Source organism: Zhihengliuella sp., from assembly GCF_031178195.1.
GTDB lineage: Bacteria > Actinomycetota > Actinomycetes > Actinomycetales > Micrococcaceae > Zhihengliuella.
Map to the genome: position 1 here is coordinate 41523 of NZ_JAPSJL010000013.1, position 15326 is coordinate 56848.

The following is a 15326-nucleotide window of genomic DNA, read 5'->3' on the forward strand; positions in this document are numbered from 1 at the left end:
CCCCACCGGGTGGGACGTGGAATCTCTCAGGTACACCTACAGAGCGGGGAGGGCGAGTGCGCACCGGAGCCGAACGGCCCGGGCCGCGCCATCCGAACGCCCGCCACTCCAGGGAGCCTCCTTGTCCGTCACCCCGCTCACGGAACACGCCACCGCCGCTGACACGGCCGACCTCGAGCGCGTCTTCGCCGACCGCCACATCGGCCCGCGCGGCCAGGCCGCCGAGCACATGCTCGCCACCCTCGGCTACCGCAGCCTCGACGAGCTCGTCGACGCCGCCGTCCCCGCCGACATCCGGCAGGAGACGCCGCTGGAGCTGCCCGCCGGCCGCAGCGAGGCCGAGGTCCTCGACGACCTGCGTGCCATCGCCGCCCGCAACGTGGTCAAGACCCAGATGATCGGCCAGGGCTTCTACGGGACCCACACCCCGCCGGTGATCCTCCGCAACGTCCTCGAGGACCCGGCCTGGTACACGGCCTACACGCCGTACCAGCCCGAGATCTCCCAGGGCCGCCTGGAGGCGCTGCTGAACTTCCAGACCATGATCGGCGATCTCACGGGCCTCCCCGTCGCCAACGCCTCCCTGCTGGACGAGGCCTCCGCCGTCGCCGAGGCCGTCCTGCTCATGCGCCGCGCCAACAAGTCCAAGGCCACCGCCAAGACCGTCCTCGACGCCGACCTCTTCCCGCAGAGCCTCGCCGTGGTTGCCGGCCGCGCCGAGGCGCTCGGTTTCGAGGTCGAGATCGCCGACCTCTCCCAGGGCCTGCCCGACGGCGAGATCTCCGGCGTCGTGCTGCAGCAGCCCGGCAACTCCGGCCGCGTGGTGGACCACGCCGGCATCATCGCCGCCGCCAAGGAGCGCGGCGCGATGGTGACCGTGGCCGCCGACGTCCTGGCGCTCACGCTGATCACCCCTCCCGGCGAGCAGGGCGCGGACATCGCGGTCGGCAACACCCAGCGCTTCGGCGTGCCACTGTTCTTCGGCGGCCCGCACGCGGCCTACATCGCCGTCCGCACTGGCCTGGAGCGCACGCTCCCGGGCCGCATCGTCGGGGTCTCCTACGACGACGCCGGCGCACCCGCCTACCGGCTGGCCCTGCAGACGCGCGAGCAGCACATCCGCCGCGAGAAGGCCACGTCCAACATCTGCACCGCGCAGGCACTGCTGGCCATCGCGGCCTCCATGTACGGCGTCTACCACGGCCCCGCCGGCCTGAAGGCGATCGCCCAGCGCACCCACCTGCGGGCGCGGACCCTGGCGGCGGTCCTCACCGGCGCCGGGTTCACGGTCGGCCCGGAGCACTACTTCGACACCCTCACGGTCCGCGCCGAGGACCGCGCCGAGTCCATCGTCGCCGACGCCGAGGTCGCGGGCATCAACCTGCGCCTGATCGACCAGGACACCGTCGGCATCGCCACCGACGAGACCACCACCCCGGCCCACCTGGCCGCCGTCGCCGGCGCCTTCGGGGTCGACGACGCCGGGGCGCGCCTCGCGGCCGCGGAGCTCGACCTCCGCGCGGGCGCCGGGGACGCCCTGCCGGAGTCCCTGCACCGCACCAGCGAGTACATGACGCACCCGGTCTTCCACACGGTCCGCTCGGAGACCCAGATGCTGCGCTACCTGCGCCGCCTCTCCGACCGCGACCTGGCGCTGGACCGCACGATGATCCCGCTCGGCTCCTGCACCATGAAGCTCAACGCGACGGCCGAGATGGAGGCCATCTCCTGGCCCGAGTTCTGCTCCATCCACCCGTACGCCCCCGAGCACCAAACGGCCGGCTGGCGCCAGCTGATCTCCGACCTCGAGCGTCGGCTCGCCACGATCACTGGGTACGCCGCGGTGTCGATCCAGCCCAACGCCGGATCCCAGGGGGAGTACGCGGGCCTGCTCGCGATCCGCCAGTTCCACGTCGCCAACGGCGATGTCGACCGCGACGTCTGCCTCATCCCGGCCTCCGCCCACGGCACCAACGCCTCGTCCGCGGTCCTCGCCGGCCTGAAGGTCGTCGTCGTGAAGACCGCGTCCGACGGCACGATCGACGCCGAGGACCTCGACGCGAAGATCGAGAAGCACCGCGGCAGCCTGGCCGGCATCATGATCACCTACCCGTCCACGCACGGCGTCTACGACGCCGACGTGCGCGAGGTCTGCGCCAAGATCCACGACGCCGGCGGACAGGTCTACATCGACGGTGCGAACATGAACGCGCTCGTCGGGCTGGCCCAGCCGGGCCGCTTCGGCGGCGACGTCTCCCACCTGAACCTGCACAAGACCTTCTGCATCCCGCACGGCGGTGGCGGCCCCGGCGTCGGGCCGGTCGCCGTGGCGGAGCACCTGCGCCCGTTCCTGCCGGGCTCGCCCACCGGCCCGCACAACGGCCACCACGGCACCCCCGTCGCCTCCACCGCGTACGGCTCCGCCGGTGTCCTGCCGATCTCGTGGGCCTACGTGGCGATGATGGGCGCCGAGGGCCTCACCGCGGCCACCAAGAACGCGCTGCTGGCGGCGAACTACGTGGCCAAGCGGCTCAACGAGTACTTCCCGACCCTCTACACGGGCAATTCCGGGCTGGTCGCCCACGAGTGCATCCTGGACCTGCGGGAGCTCACCGCGAAGACCGGCGTGACCGCCGAGGACGTCGCCAAGCGGCTCATCGACTTCGGCTTCCATGCCCCGACGCTGGCGTTCCCGGTCGCGGGCACGCTCATGGTGGAGCCGACCGAGTCGGAGGACCTGGCCGAGCTGGACCGCTTCATCGACGCGATGATCGCCATCCACGGCGAGATCGAGCAGGTGCTCGCCGGCGACTTCGGCGTGGAGGAGTCCCCGCTGCGCCGGGCTCCCCACACCGCGGCCGCCGTCGTCTCCTCCGACTGGGACCGCGCCTACACCCGCGAGCAGGCGGCCTTCCCGCTGCCGCGCCTGCGCCAGGACAAGTACTTCCCGCCGGTGGGACGCGTCGACGGGGCGCACGGGGACCGCAACCTCGTCTGCTCCTGCCCGCCGCCCGAGGCCTTCGAGAACTAGAGAGGCAGTCATGACCGACTCCACCACCGCCGTCGCCACCGACACCGCGCCCGCCGCCGAGACCGACGGCCTCCGGCGCACGGCCCTCTACCCGGTCCACGCCGAACTCGGCGCCGCCTTCACCGACTTCGGCGGCTGGGACATGCCGCTGAAGTACGGCTCCGAGCTGGCCGAGCACCAGGCCGTCCGCGAGGCGGCCGGACTGTTCGACATCTCCCATATGGGCGAGATCCGGGTCCGCGGTCGGCAGGCGGCGGCGTTCCTGAACTACGCGCTCGTCGGGAACCTCGCCGTCATGAAGGTCGGCAAGGCCAAATACACGATGATCGTCGATCCCGACGGCGGCATCATCGACGACCTGATCGTCTACCGCCGCGGCGAGGAGGACTACCTCGTGGTCGCCAACGCCGGCAACGCGCCCACCGTCCACGGAGAGCTCCGCGAGCGCGTCGCCGGCACCGGGACTGCGTTCGACGTCGAGGTCGTCGACGAGTCCGCCGAGACGTCCATGATCGCCGTCCAGGGCCCGGCCGCGGAATCGATCCTGCTCGGCCTCGTCCCGACCGAGCAGGCCGACACGGTCACCGGCATGCAGTACTACGCGGCCGACGCCGTCACGGTCGCCGGGACCGAGGTGCTGCTGGCCCGCACCGGTTACACCGGAGAGGACGGGTTCGAGCTGTACGTGCCCAACGACGACGCCGTCGGGCTCTGGCGCGCGCTGCTGGAGGCGGGGGAGCCGGCGGGCCTCATCCCCGCCGGGCTGGCCGCCCGGGACTCGCTGCGCCTCGAGGCCGGCATGCCGCTCTACGGCAACGAGCTCACGCGTCGGACCACGCCCATCGACGCCGGCCTGGGGGCGATCGTCTCCTTCAAGAAGGAGGGCGACTTCGTCGGCCGCGCCGCGCTCGAGGCCGCCCGGGAGGCCGGGACCGCCCGTCGGCTCGTCGGCCTCAAGGGCCTGGGTCGCCGCGCCGGCCGCACGGGCTACCCGGTGCTCAAGGACGGGGTCGAGGTCGGCGTCGTCACCTCGGGCCAGCCGAGTCCGACCCTCGGCTACCCGGTCGTGATGGCGTACGTCGACGCCGAGCACGCCGAGCCGGGCACCGCCCTGGACGTCGACCTGCGCGGCAAGCCCCAGCCCTTCGAGGTCGTGGCGCTGCCGTTCTACCAGCGCCGGAAGTAACGTAGTCACCACCGTCTCCGACAACTCTAAGGATCACCATGAGCAAGGTTCTCTCCACCCTCCGCTACTCCGCCGAGCACGAATGGGTCGACGGCTCCAGCCCGGCCCGGGTCGGCCTCTCGCAGATCGCTGCGGACGCCCTCGGCGACGTCGTCTACGTCGACCTGCCCGAGGTCGACGCCGAGATCACCGCGGGTGAGGCCTGTGGCGAGGTCGAGTCCACCAAGTCCGTCTCCGAGATCTTCGCGCCCGTGACCGGCCGCGTCGTCGAGGTGAATCAGGAGGCCGTGGACAACCCCGCCCTGCTGAACACCGACCCGTACGGCGCCGGCTGGCTCTTCACGGTCGAGGTGTCCGAGGAGGGCCCGCTGCTCTCGGCCCAGGACTACGCCTCCACCAACGGCGGCGACGTCGAGTAGTCGCTCCCGGGTAGTACCCGCGAGCAGCGGCTCGGGAGGCGTCACCGGCGACGCCCCCGAGCGGCACCCCCGCCGACCGCGGGACGGCGCCGCCCCGCACCCGGGTCCGGCACCGCCGGCGCGCACCAGATCCCTCGCCGACAGCGACCCCGACCCCGTGGACCACCACTGGCAGGAGACAGACATGGCACTGAGCGTTTTCGACCTCTTCAGCGTGGGGCTCGGCCCCTCGTCCTCCCACACGGTAGGCCCGATGCGGGCCGCCGCGGAGTTCGCGCAGGAACTGGTCGGCACGGGCCGGATCGACGCCCTCGCGGGCCTGCGGATCGACCTCTACGGGTCCCTCGCGGCGACCGGCCGCGGCCACGGCACCATGACGGCGGTCCTGCTCGGGCTCGAGGGCTACCAGGCGGACGAGATCCTGCCGGACGTCGCCGAGGACCGCATGGCCGCGCACGCCGAGCAGGGACGGATCGAGGTCGCGGCGCAGCTGGGGCGGGCCGTCCCGCTGGACTACCGCGTCGAGGACATGGTCCTCCACCCGCTGACCGTCCTGCCCCGGCACACCAACGGCATGCGCTTCCAGGCGCTCGATGCGGCCGGCGAGGCCCTCGCCGACTCCACCTACTTCTCCATCGGCGGCGGTTTCATCGTCCGCGAGGGCGAGGAGGACGCCGTCGTGCAGGAGATCGAGGAGCACCTGGACACGGTGCCGCACCCGTTCCGCACCGCCGCCGAGCTGTTCGAGCACTGCCGCGCCACCGGGCAGCCGGTCAGCTCGATCATGCTCGCCAACGAGTGCGCCGTGCGCCCCGAGGCGGACGTGCGCGCCGGGATCCTCCACCTCTGGTCGGTCATGGAGGACTCGAAGGAGAACGCGCTGCGCCGCACCGGACTGCTCCCCGGCGGGCTCAAGGTCCGACGCCGAGCGCCAGCGTGGCACGCCCGGCTGTCCGCGGAGGACGCGGACCGGGACCCGAAGTACTGGCAGGAGTGGGTCAACCTCGTGGCCCTGGCCGTGAACGAGGAGAACGCCTCCGGCGGACGGGTGGTCACCGCGCCGACCAACGGCGCCGCCGGCATCATCCCGGCCGTCATGTTCTACGCCACGCACTACTCGCCGATCGTGGAGCAGGCCGCGGGAGAGCCGGAGGAGCGGCGGCGCGCGGTGCAGGAGGACGTGATCGTCCGGTTCATGCTCACGGCCGCGGCGATCGGCGTCCTCTACAAGGAGCAGGCGTCCATCTCCGGCGCGGAGGTCGGCTGTCAGGGCGAGGTCGGCTCGGCGTCGTCCATGGCGGCCGGGGGACTCGCCGAGATCCTCGGCGGCACGCCGGACCAGGTGGAGAACGCCGCCGAGATCGCCATGGAGCACAACCTGGGCCTGACGTGCGATCCGATGGCGGGGCTGGTCCAGGTACCGTGCATCGAGCGCAACGCGATCGCGGCCGCGAAGGCGATCAACGCCGCCAAGATGGCGCTCTGGGGCGACGGGCAGCACCGGGTCAGCCTCGACGACGTCATCGTCACCATGCGCGAGACCGGCAAGGACATGAGTCATAAGTACAAGGAGACGGCGCTCGGCGGACTGGCCGTCAACGTGGTCGAGTGCTGAGCGTAAAAACAGTAGTGAGAGCCTGATTCGCCGTACGTTGCGGGGTCCGGTGTGGAAAGATTGACCGCATGAGTGAACCGCAGTGGCTGACCGCAGAGGAACGCCGCGCGTGGCTGGCCCTCTGGGCCGTGTTCTTCAAGCTCCCCGGCATGCTGGACAGCGAACTGAACCGGCTCGCCAAGATCACCGTCTTCGACTACCACGTGCTCGCGATACTCTCCGAGCAGCCGGACCGGCGCCTGAGCATGAGCGACCTCGCCGCCAAGACCAGCTCCTCCCTCTCCCGACTGAGCCACGTGGTCAAGAAGCTCGAGGGGCGCGAATGGGTCGCCCGCTGCACCAGCACCGTCGACGCGCGCGTTACGGTGGCGTCTCTCACCGACGAGGGCTACCGCGCGGTGCAGGATCTGGCGCCTCCGCACGTCGCGTCGGCGCGCCGGCTCATGTTCGACCAGCTCGACGACGACGACGTCGCCGATCTGGCGCGAGTGGGGCGCAAGATCATCGCCGGGCTCGACGCGAACCACTGGATCTTCCGCGACGAGGGCGTTCGGGAGTAGTATCCCCCCGTTTTGCGCCGAGGCCGTCCGGGGCTTAGGATAGTAGACGCGTTAAGTCATGTCTGCGTGCCCTAGGGACCGCCGGTGTGGCTGCCCGTAAACCGAATAAAGCGGCCCCATGGGATAGGGAAAACATCGCAAGATGATCTCCGGGCCGCCGAGTTCACCGTGTTTCGCGCAAGACAGGGCGCTTCGGTTGGTTCTCACCCAGCCTGGTTACCTTCATAGTCGCAGTAGAGAACGGTGTCACAACTGGTGGCGGGAAGTTATCAGCGCAGATCAGAGACAGCAATCAGGTAGCTGTATCTGTCGATGAGTACCGCCAATATTTACTACTACTGAGGAGTGATCATGGCAGCTGTATGCCAGGTGACCGGTGCAGTCCCGAACTTCGGGCACAGCATCTCCCACTCGCACCGCCGCACCAAGCGTCGGTTCGACCCGAACATCCAGAAGAAGCGCTACTGGGTTCCGTCCCTGCGCCGCAACGTCACGCTGACGCTGTCGGTCAAGGGCATCAAGACCATCGACGCCCGCGGCATCGACGCTGTGGTGGCCGAACTGATCGCGAAGGGAGTGAAGCTCTAGTGGCTAAGGACAAGGACGTACGTCCCATCATCAAGCTCAAGTCCACCGCCGGGACCGGCTTCACCTACGTGACCCGTAAGAACCGTCGTAACGATCCGGACCGCATGGTCCTGAAGAAGTACGACCCGGTCATCCGCAAGCACGTCGAATTCCGAGAGGAGCGCTAAGACATGGCCAAGAAGTCCAAGATTGCCAAGAACGAGCAGCGCAAGGTCATTGTCGAGCGCTACGCCGCCAAGCGCGCCGAACTGAAGAAGACGCTCGTCGATCCGAACGCGACCGAGGAGGCCCGCGAAGAGGCCCGCCTGGGTCTGCAGAAGCTCCCGCGCAACGCCTCGCCGATCCGCGTCCGCAACCGCGACTCGATCGACGGCCGCCCGCGCGGCACCCTCCAGAAGTTCGGCATCTCCCGCGTTCGCTTCCGCGAGATGGCGCACCGCGGAGAGCTCCCGGGCATCACCAAGTCCTCCTGGTAGGACCCCCACGGCGCCAGCCGTAGTCCTCCAGAGCGAAGGCCCCCGTCCTGCGACGGGGGCCTTCGTCGTCCCCGGCGGCGCGCGCGACGAAGGCCCCCGTCCTGCGACGGGGGCCTTCGTCGTCCCCGGCGGCGCGCGCGGCCCGCTCGTCCCGGCGCTCGCGCCAGGCCAGGACCTCCCCGGGGACATCGCGCATGGGCGTCACGACCGGCGGGACGAGTCCGCTCAGCTTCTCCCGGTCGATCGCCCGGCGGGCGACCTCCGCGACGTCGTCGTCGGCGTCCAGCGTCGTCTCGATCTCCCGGGCCGGATCCGCCGGGCCGCCGGTCCCACCGGGCCGGAACACGGCCGCGAGCCGTCCGAATCCCCTGAAAACTCGGGGAAAACCTAAAAAATCGGGCCGAAACCCGGGATTCTGGGCGTGTCCGCCAGTCGCGGCTGGTAGTTTTCACTCAGAAGACCTCGCGACCGCGGGGCGGCCCGCCCCGATCGGCGCGGGAGGAAGAGCTGTCCAGGAGGACCACATTGGCTATGAACCGTAAAGAGCTCGTTGAGGCAGTCGCCGAGAAGACCGGCAACTCGCAGGTCGCCGTGAACGGCGTCCTCGACGCCGTGTTCGACGTCTTCGTCGAGCAGGTCGGCAAGGGCGAGAAGGTCTCGATCCCGGGCTGGCTCGCCGTGGAGCGCACCGACCGCGCCGCCCGCACGGGCCGCAACCCGCAGACCGGTGCCGCCATCGAGATCCCGGCCGGCCACTCGGTCAAGCTGACCGCCGGCTCCAAGCTGAAGGCCGCCGTCGCCAAGTAGTCTGCCCCGCAGGCTGCAGCGAACCGCGTGTTCGTTTCCCCACACGGGGAACCAGGAAGGCCCGTCCCGCCCCTCTCGGGCGGGGACGGGCCTTTCTACTTGCCGTAGAATTCGAGGCGGACGCCCGTTCGCGGGCGGTCAGTCCCTGTGCGTGACGGCGCCGCCGACAGCAGGCCCCCGCCACTGCAGAAGCCGATCAGATCCGACGCGTAAGGACCCCATGCACTCCCTCCGGAGCAGCCGAGCAGCTGTTGCACCCGCACCCTCGATCCGCGCCGCGCTGGCCGCGGCCCTCGCCTGCCTGGCGGTCCTCGCGGCTGTGGCGCTGGCGCCCGCCGCGCACGCACACGACCAGCTGGTCGCCACCGACCCCGAGTCCGGTGCCGTCCTCGCGCAGACACCGGAGACGCTCGGCCTGACGTTCAGTGGCGAGGTCCAGGAGATCGGCAGCGCGTTCGAGCTCACCGCGCAGGACGGGACCGATTACCCGAGCACCGCGACGATCGAGCGCACCCAGGTGACGGTGACGCCCACGGAGGCCCTCCCGGCCGGCGACTACACCCTGTCCTGGCGCGTGATCTCCTCCGACGGCCACCCGATCGAGGGCACGACGGCGAACGGCCAGGCGGTGACGTTCTCCGTCGCCGGGGCGCCCGCCGACTCAGGGGGAGCCGAGCCGTCCGCCACGCAGCCCGCGGACGGCACGGCCGACGCGGAACCGTCGGCCGCCGCGTCGAGTGCCGCCGCGCCGCAGGACGACCAGGGACAGGACGACCAGGTGCAGGGCACCGACGCCCAGGACTCCGAGCAGGCGGCGGGCGACCCGATGGCGGCTCTCTGGATCGCCCTCGCCGCGATCGCGGCGGCCGCGCTGGTCTGGATCCTCGCCGCAAAGGCGAAGCGCGTCACCGAGGGCCAGCAGCGGCCCGACCAGACGTCCGAGGGCGACGACTCCGCCGCCGGCGGACGGTCCTGACGACCGTGGGGCCTGGCGCGTGAAGCCGCAGCAGCTCGTCCTCCCCGCAGTCTTCGCGGGGCTCCTGGCCTGCGTCGTCGCCCTCGTCTACACGGGAACGGCCGCCGCAGGGCAACTCGCCGACCCGGGAGCCCTCACCCGCTGGGGCCTGCCCCTGGTCAAGACCGTCCACCACGGGGCGATGGCGACCACGGTCGGGGCGCTCGTCTTCGCGGCAGCGATCCTGCCCCGCGGCCTGAAGCCGAACCGGTCCGATGCCGACGCAGGCGGGGAGCATCCCGCGTTCGGCCGGACCATGAACCTCGCGGCCGGCGCCGCGACGGTGTGGACCCTGGCGGCCGCCGTCGTGCTGGTCCTGACGTTCTCCGACGTCTCCGGCCTGCCGCTGCAGACGACCGACGCGTACACCACCGGGATGCTGGACTTCATCCTGAACATCCCGACCGGCACGGCCTGGGCGTGGATGGTGGTCCTGGCCGCCGTCACCGCGTCCTGGGCGTTCGGCGTCCGCTCGCCGGCGGGCATCGCGATCGGCGCGGTCCTCGCGATGGTCGGCGCGCTCCCGCTGTCCCTCATCGGCCACGCCGGCGGCAGCGACGACCACTGGGCGGCGGTCAACGGGATGCTGCTGCACCTGGTGGGGGTCTGTCTCTGGGCCGGCGGCATCGCCGTCCTCGCCTGCCTGGCCGACCGGCTCGACGTCCCGGCTCCGGGCCGCGCCCGGGTAGCCGGGGAGCGCCCGGTGCTGACCGGCGTCGTGCTCTCCCGCTTCTCCTGGCTCGCGACCATCGCGATCGGCCTGGTGCTGCTCTCCGGCGTCGTCAGTGCGTTGCTGCGCGTGCAGTCGCTCTCCGATCTCGCGTCCCCGTACGGCGCGGTGCTGCTGGCGAAGGTGGCGCTCACCGTGCTGCTCGGCGTGCTCGGCTACCTGCACCGGCGGCGGACGATCCCGGCGCTGCTGGCCGGGCGGCTCCCCGCCGCGGCCGCGGCCTGGCGGATCGTGGCGGTCGAGACCGTGGTGATGGCGGCGGTCTTCGGCCTGGCCGCGGTGCTGGCCCGGACGGCGCCGCCGGTGCCGGAACTGGAGCCCGAGAACCCGTCGCCGGCCCGGTTCCTGACCGGCTACGAGCTGCCGCCGCCGCTGACCGCCGGGTCGTGGGTGACGAGCTGGCGCATCGACTGGCTGTGGGTCGCGATCATCGCGATCCTCGCCGGGTTCTACCTCTACGGGTTCGTCCGGCTCCGCCGCCGCGGCGACGGCTGGCCCGTCCTCCGGCTCGTCTCCTGGCTGATCGGCCTCGCGACGCTGTTCTACATCACCTCCGGCGTGCTGGCGGTCTACGGGATGGTGCTGTTCTCCTCGCACATGATCGGGCACATGGCGCTGACCATGGTGGTCCCGTTCTTCCTGGTGCTCGGCGCGCCCGTGACGCTGGCCCTGAAGGCCGTGCCCGCGCGCACCGACGGCTCCCGCGGCCCGCGCGAGTGGATTCTCTCGATCGTCCACTCGCCGGTCTCGAAGGTGGTCACGCACCCGCTGTTCGCTGCCGCGAACTTCGCCGGCTCGATCGTGATCTTCTACAACACGGACCTGTTCCGCTTCGCCCTCAGCGAGCACGTGGGCCACGAGCTGATGAACGTCCACTTCCTGCTCACCGGCTACATCTTCGCGCTGAACATGATCGGCGCGGATCCGCTGCCCAAGCGGGCGCCGTACCCGTTCCGGCTGGTGGTCCTGCTGGCCACCATGAGCTTCCACGCGTTCTACGGCGTGTCCATCATGGGCAGCGAGTCGCTGATCCAGGCGTCCTGGTTCGGCAGCATGGGCCGCGACTGGGGCCTGGATCCGATGGCGGACCAGAAGTTCGGCGCGGGCGCGATGTGGGGGATCGGCGAGGTGCCGACGCTCCTGCTGGCACTCGGCGTCATGTTCGCCTGGAGCCGCTCCTCGGAGCGGGAGGCCAGACGCCGGGACCGCAAGGCCGATCGCGACGACGACGCCGAACTGGCCGCCTACAACGCCATGTTCCAGGACCTGAACCAGCACGATGAGGAGCACGACCGCCGTGGTTGAGCCAGATCCGCAACTCGATTACCGGCGCCGCCCCCAGGCCGCGCGACGCCGCCGCGGCGCGCTCGCGGTGGGCGCCGTCGTCGTGCTCCTGGCCCTGACGGGCTGCGGGAACGACGACGGCGCCGTGCCGCCCGACGACGCCCAGCACTCCGGGGTGACCGGCTCGGCGGCGCCCGGGGGTTCGCCCGCGTCGGGGGAGGCCGCCGAGTCCCCGCGCCCGGCCACGGTGGAGAACATCGCCGCCTCCGCCGGCGTGCTGCAGGCGGCCCAGCTGGGTCTGGACCGGTCGGCCGTCGCCTCGGGGGAGGATCTCGCCCGGCTGCGCGATGGCCTGCCGGACGCCATGGACGGCGTCGTCGTGGCGCCGTCGTCCTGCCAGCAGCCGCTCCGGCAGCTGAACTGGTCGCCGGTGATGCTCGGCGAGGAGTCGGCCCGCACCGACTTCGCGGCGGAGGGGGCGCCGATGACCGGCACGGTCGAGGTCGCGCGCATCGTCGACCGGGGGGCGCTCGACGCCTACTACGGCACGGTGCGCACGCTGCTGGAGGACTGCCCGCAGGTCATGCTGAACGTCCAGAAGCCCACGGGGGAGGACACGACGACGCCGGCGAGCGGGCCCCTCTCCTTCGCAGCGCCGGACGTCGAGCGCGACGTCGACTCGGCCGTGTTCTGGAGCCGGTTCCCGCACGATGCCGACCTGAAGCAGCAGTCCGTGGTGCTCGTCGAGGAGGCCGGCGACTACGTGGCCATGGTCTCGTTCGCCGGCCCGGCGGGTGTGGAGGATGAAAGGACCACGCGCGTGGCCGAAGCCGTCATGGACGCCACGATCCGCGAGCTCACCGCGCAGCAGGAGAACTAGCGGGCAGCAGGAGAACTAGCGGCTTCTTCCTGCGTCAGCGATTTCGGCCCCGGGAAGAATGCGGGGCGATAATGGGTTGTCAGGACCAGTGGCCCGGCCGGCCACTGCCTGACGCCGCGGGCCGAGACCCGCTGCCTCCGAGCCCACCACGTCAGCCGACACCAGGAGCCACCATGACCGAGACCCCCGTGACGGAATCCATCCGCGCCAGCTACCGCGTCCGCGCTTCGGAGCTCGTGGGCCGGAACTGGCTGAACACGGGCGGTCGAATGGTCACGCTCGAGGACCTGCGCGGCAAGATCGTGGTGCTCGACTTCTGGACCTTCTGCTGCATCAACTGCCTCCACGTGCTGGACGAGCTGCGTCCGCTGGAGGAGAAGTACCGGGACGAGCTCGTCATCGTCGGCGTCCACTCGCCGAAGTTCGAGCACGAGGCCGACCCGGACGCGCTCGCGGCCGCCGTCGAGCGCTACGAGATCCACCACCCGGTCCTCGACGACCCGGAGCTGACCACCTGGCAGGCCTACGGTGCCCGCGCGTGGCCGACGCTCGTCGTCGTCGACCCCGAGGGCTACATCGCCGCGCACCTTTCCGGCGAGGGACACGCCAACGGGCTCGAGGCCCTGGCCGGCGAGCTCATCGCCGAGCACGAGGCCAAGGGCACGCTCCACCGCGGCGACGGGCCCTACGTCGCCCCGCTGGCGCGCGAGGGCGACCTGCGCTTCCCCGGCAAGGTCCTGCCGCTGCCGAACGGCAACTTCCTCGTCGGCGACTCCGGGCACCACCGGATCGTGGAGCTCGCCGGGGACCTGGAGACGGTCGTGCGCACCATCGGCGAGGGCGTCAAGGGGTACGCCGACGGCGACGCCTCCAGCGCGCGCTTCAACGAGCCCCAGGGTCTGGCCCTCCTCCCGGGGGCCATCGCCGCGCAGGCCGGGTACGACGTCGTGGTCGCCGACACGGTCAACCACCGGCTCCGCGGGGTACGGCTGGAGACCGGCGAGGTCACCACACTCGCCGGGAACGGCGTGCAGCGCCTCCTCGACGCCGAGCGGGCGCGTGAGAACGAGGCCGACGGCTGGCACTGGGACCTCGGGACGGACCCGCTGAACACGTCGCTCTCCTCCCCCTGGGACGTGCTGTGGAGCGAGCGGGCGCAGGCCGTCGTGGTTGCGATGGCCGGCACCCACCAGATCTTCGCCTTCGACCCGCTCACCGGGCACGTCACCGTCTACGCCGGCACCGGCCTGGAGGGCCTGCTCGACGGCGGCCGGGACACCAGCTGGTTCGCGCAGACATCCGGCCTCGCCGCGGACGCCGCGGGCGACCTCTGGATCGCGGACTCGGAGACGTCGGCCCTGCGGGTCCTGCGGCTGGACGACGACGGCCGAGTCTCCGCCGTGGAGACCGCCATCGGCGAGGGCCTCTTCGACTTCGGGTTCCGGGACGGCGACGCCGCCGCGGCCCGGCTGCAGCATCCGCTCGGCGTGACGGTGCTGCCGGATGGTTCCGTGGCGGTGGCCGACACCTACAACGGGGCCCTGCGCCGCTACGATCCGGCCACCCTTACCGTCTCGACGCTGGCGCGCGGCCTGGCGGAGCCCTCCGACGTGGTGCTCGACGCGACCGTCGACGGAGACCCGGTGCTGCTGGTCGTCGAGACGAACAAGCACCAGCTCGTCCGTGTCCCGCTGCCCAAGGAGGCGCTCACCGTGGACGAGGGCGCTGCGCAGACCCAGCGACCCAAGACCCCGGTCTCCCCGGGGGCCCATGAGATCCTGGTGCGCTTCTCGGCGCCGAAGGGCCAGAAGCTCGACGACCGCTGGGGCGATCCCACCCAGCTGAAGATCTCGGCCTCTCCGGAGGAACTGCTGCTCAGCGGTGCCGGGACGTCCGTGGGGCTGTCCCGCACGCTCGAGCTCAACCCGGAGGTCCCGGACGGGGTCTTGCACATCACGGCCCGGGCCGCGGCGTGCGACGGCGAGCCCGGCGGCGAGATCCCGGACCACGCGGCCTGCCACCTGTACCAGCAGGACTGGGGCATCCCGGTGCGGCTCGACTCCGACGGCGAGACGGAGCTGACGCTGGACCTCCGCGGCCTGGACTGACCGGCGAGCCCCCGCCGGCGGGGTCTCGCTGGCGCCAGCAGGTGTCCCCGCGGTGTCGGCGGCGGCACTCGTCCTCCACATCCTGTCTCCGGGGCGTGATGCTCCACAGGGCGAGGGCTTGGCCTGCCCGTTGGACGTGGCCCCAACGAGGATGGGGGTGTGGATTTCACCGGAGCGGATGGGGCGGGCGGAACGTCTGCGGCAGCAGCGGCAGCTGCGGGCGCAGCGTCGGTTGCCGCGCCTGTTTCTGCCGCGTCGACCGGCACGCTGCCGGCTTCGGATGGTCCCGCCGCGGTCTCCTCTGCCGGTCCTGTGTCCTCCGTCGAGGCAGGCGGTCCTGCCGTGTCGACTGATCCGTGGCCGGGTCCTTCGGCTTCGTCCGCTCCTGGCGCCGAGGCCGCGGAGACTCCCTCTGACGGGTCCACCGCCGGGGCCTCGGCGGTGGCTATGGGCTCGACGCTCGGGCGCTCTGGCCTGGTGGAGCGGTGGGAGGCCTTGGATGTGGTGGTCCGGGAGCTTCTCGCGGAGACGGCCGAGGCGGTCTGCGAAGGTCCGTGGGATCCGGGGCCGGCGGCCCGGCTGGTGCACCTGCTCGAGGGCGTGGGCCGGGGCACGGACTTCGGGCGG

15 protein-coding genes are annotated in these 15326 nt (G+C 71.5%); 14 read left to right on the forward strand and 1 reads right to left on the reverse strand.

Annotation, left to right across the window (positions count from 1 at the left end):
• The first annotated feature begins 199 nt into the window (after nt 1-199).
• The 8 genes from gcvP (at nt 200) to rpsN (ending at nt 7875) form a co-directional block, all read left to right on the forward strand.
• Nucleotides 200-3031, forward strand: coding sequence for an aminomethyl-transferring glycine dehydrogenase (gene gcvP / locus RIN46_RS14130; RefSeq protein ID WP_309081049.1), 2832 nt, complete (start codon nt 200-202; stop codon nt 3029-3031).
• Between the two features lie 10 nt (nt 3032-3041).
• Nucleotides 3042-4217 carry a glycine cleavage system aminomethyltransferase GcvT gene (gcvT, locus tag RIN46_RS14135; RefSeq protein WP_309080906.1) on the forward strand — a complete coding sequence of 392 codons (1176 nt, stop codon included), beginning with the start codon at nt 3042-3044 and terminating at the stop codon, nt 4215-4217.
• Between the two features lie 38 nt (nt 4218-4255).
• The gene (gcvH, locus tag RIN46_RS14140; RefSeq protein ID WP_309080907.1) at nt 4256-4636 is read left to right on the forward strand and encodes a glycine cleavage system protein GcvH; all 381 of its coding nucleotides are present in this window, start codon (nt 4256-4258) and stop codon (nt 4634-4636) included.
• A gap of 184 nt (nt 4637-4820) precedes the next feature.
• A complete protein-coding gene (locus RIN46_RS14145) occupies nt 4821-6251 on the forward strand; it encodes an L-serine ammonia-lyase (RefSeq protein ID WP_309080908.1) in 1431 nt (476 codons plus the stop codon).
• Between the two features lie 68 nt (nt 6252-6319).
• On the forward strand, nt 6320-6811 hold the full coding sequence (locus RIN46_RS14150; protein ID WP_309080909.1) for a MarR family transcriptional regulator: 492 nt from the start codon (nt 6320-6322) through the stop codon (nt 6809-6811).
• Nucleotides 6812-7162: 351 nt separating this feature from the next.
• The gene (gene rpmB, locus RIN46_RS14155) at nt 7163-7399 is read left to right on the forward strand and encodes a 50S ribosomal protein L28 (protein WP_309080910.1); all 237 of its coding nucleotides are present in this window, start codon (nt 7163-7165) and stop codon (nt 7397-7399) included.
• On the forward strand, nt 7399-7566 hold the full coding sequence (rpmG, locus tag RIN46_RS14160; RefSeq protein WP_149955989.1) for a 50S ribosomal protein L33: 168 nt from the start codon (nt 7399-7401) through the stop codon (nt 7564-7566). Before rpmB ends, rpmG begins: the two co-directional genes overlap by 1 nt.
• A gap of 3 nt (nt 7567-7569) precedes the next feature.
• Complete coding sequence (rpsN, locus tag RIN46_RS14165; RefSeq protein ID WP_309080911.1) at nt 7570-7875, forward strand: 30S ribosomal protein S14; 306 nt, start codon at nt 7570-7572, stop codon at nt 7873-7875.
• Here the strand turns inward: rpsN and RIN46_RS14170 are convergent.
• The gene (locus tag RIN46_RS14170) at nt 7856-8221 is read right to left on the reverse strand and encodes a hypothetical protein (RefSeq protein ID WP_309080912.1); all 366 of its coding nucleotides are present in this window, start codon (nt 8219-8221) and stop codon (nt 7856-7858) included. The genes rpsN and RIN46_RS14170 overlap by 20 nt on opposite strands.
• 179 nt (nt 8222-8400) lie before the next feature.
• On the opposite strand from RIN46_RS14170, the gene RIN46_RS14175 reads away from it, so the two are divergent.
• The 6 genes from RIN46_RS14175 to RIN46_RS14200 form a co-directional block, all read left to right on the forward strand.
• On the forward strand, nt 8401-8682 hold the full coding sequence (locus tag RIN46_RS14175) for an HU family DNA-binding protein (protein WP_309080913.1): 282 nt from the start codon (nt 8401-8403) through the stop codon (nt 8680-8682).
• A 220-nt stretch (nt 8683-8902) separates the two neighbouring features.
• Nucleotides 8903-9658, forward strand: coding sequence for a copper resistance protein CopC (locus RIN46_RS14180; protein WP_309080914.1), 756 nt, complete (start codon nt 8903-8905; stop codon nt 9656-9658).
• Nucleotides 9659-9677: 19 nt separating this feature from the next.
• Nucleotides 9678-11732, forward strand: a complete 2055-nt coding sequence (locus RIN46_RS14185) for a cytochrome c oxidase assembly protein (RefSeq protein ID WP_309080915.1) — start codon at nt 9678-9680, stop codon at nt 11730-11732.
• Complete coding sequence (locus RIN46_RS14190) at nt 11725-12591, forward strand: hypothetical protein (RefSeq protein WP_309080916.1); 867 nt, start codon at nt 11725-11727, stop codon at nt 12589-12591. Before RIN46_RS14185 ends, RIN46_RS14190 begins: the two co-directional genes overlap by 8 nt.
• A gap of 188 nt (nt 12592-12779) precedes the next feature.
• A complete protein-coding gene (locus tag RIN46_RS14195) occupies nt 12780-14699 on the forward strand; it encodes an NHL domain-containing thioredoxin family protein (protein WP_309081050.1) in 1920 nt (639 codons plus the stop codon).
• 447 nt (nt 14700-15146) lie between these two features.
• The coding region (locus tag RIN46_RS14200) for a hypothetical protein (protein ID WP_309109473.1) at nt 15147-15326 on the forward strand (180 nt) is incomplete at its 3' end.

Coding starts and splice junctions, on each gene's coding strand:
- gcvT (WP_309080906.1), top strand. CDS start 3,042: ATGACCGACTCCACCACCGCCGTCGCCACCGACACCGCGCCCGCCGCC.
- gcvH (WP_309080907.1), top strand. CDS start 4,256: ATGAGCAAGGTTCTCTCCACCCTCCGCTACTCCGCCGAGCACGAATGG.
- RIN46_RS14145 (WP_309080908.1), top strand. CDS start 4,821: ATGGCACTGAGCGTTTTCGACCTCTTCAGCGTGGGGCTCGGCCCCTCG.
- RIN46_RS14150 (WP_309080909.1), top strand. CDS start 6,320: ATGAGTGAACCGCAGTGGCTGACCGCAGAGGAACGCCGCGCGTGGCTG.
- rpmB (WP_309080910.1), top strand. CDS start 7,163: ATGGCAGCTGTATGCCAGGTGACCGGTGCAGTCCCGAACTTCGGGCAC.
- rpsN (WP_309080911.1), top strand. CDS start 7,570: ATGGCCAAGAAGTCCAAGATTGCCAAGAACGAGCAGCGCAAGGTCATT.
- RIN46_RS14180 (WP_309080914.1), top strand. CDS start 8,903: ATGCACTCCCTCCGGAGCAGCCGAGCAGCTGTTGCACCCGCACCCTCG.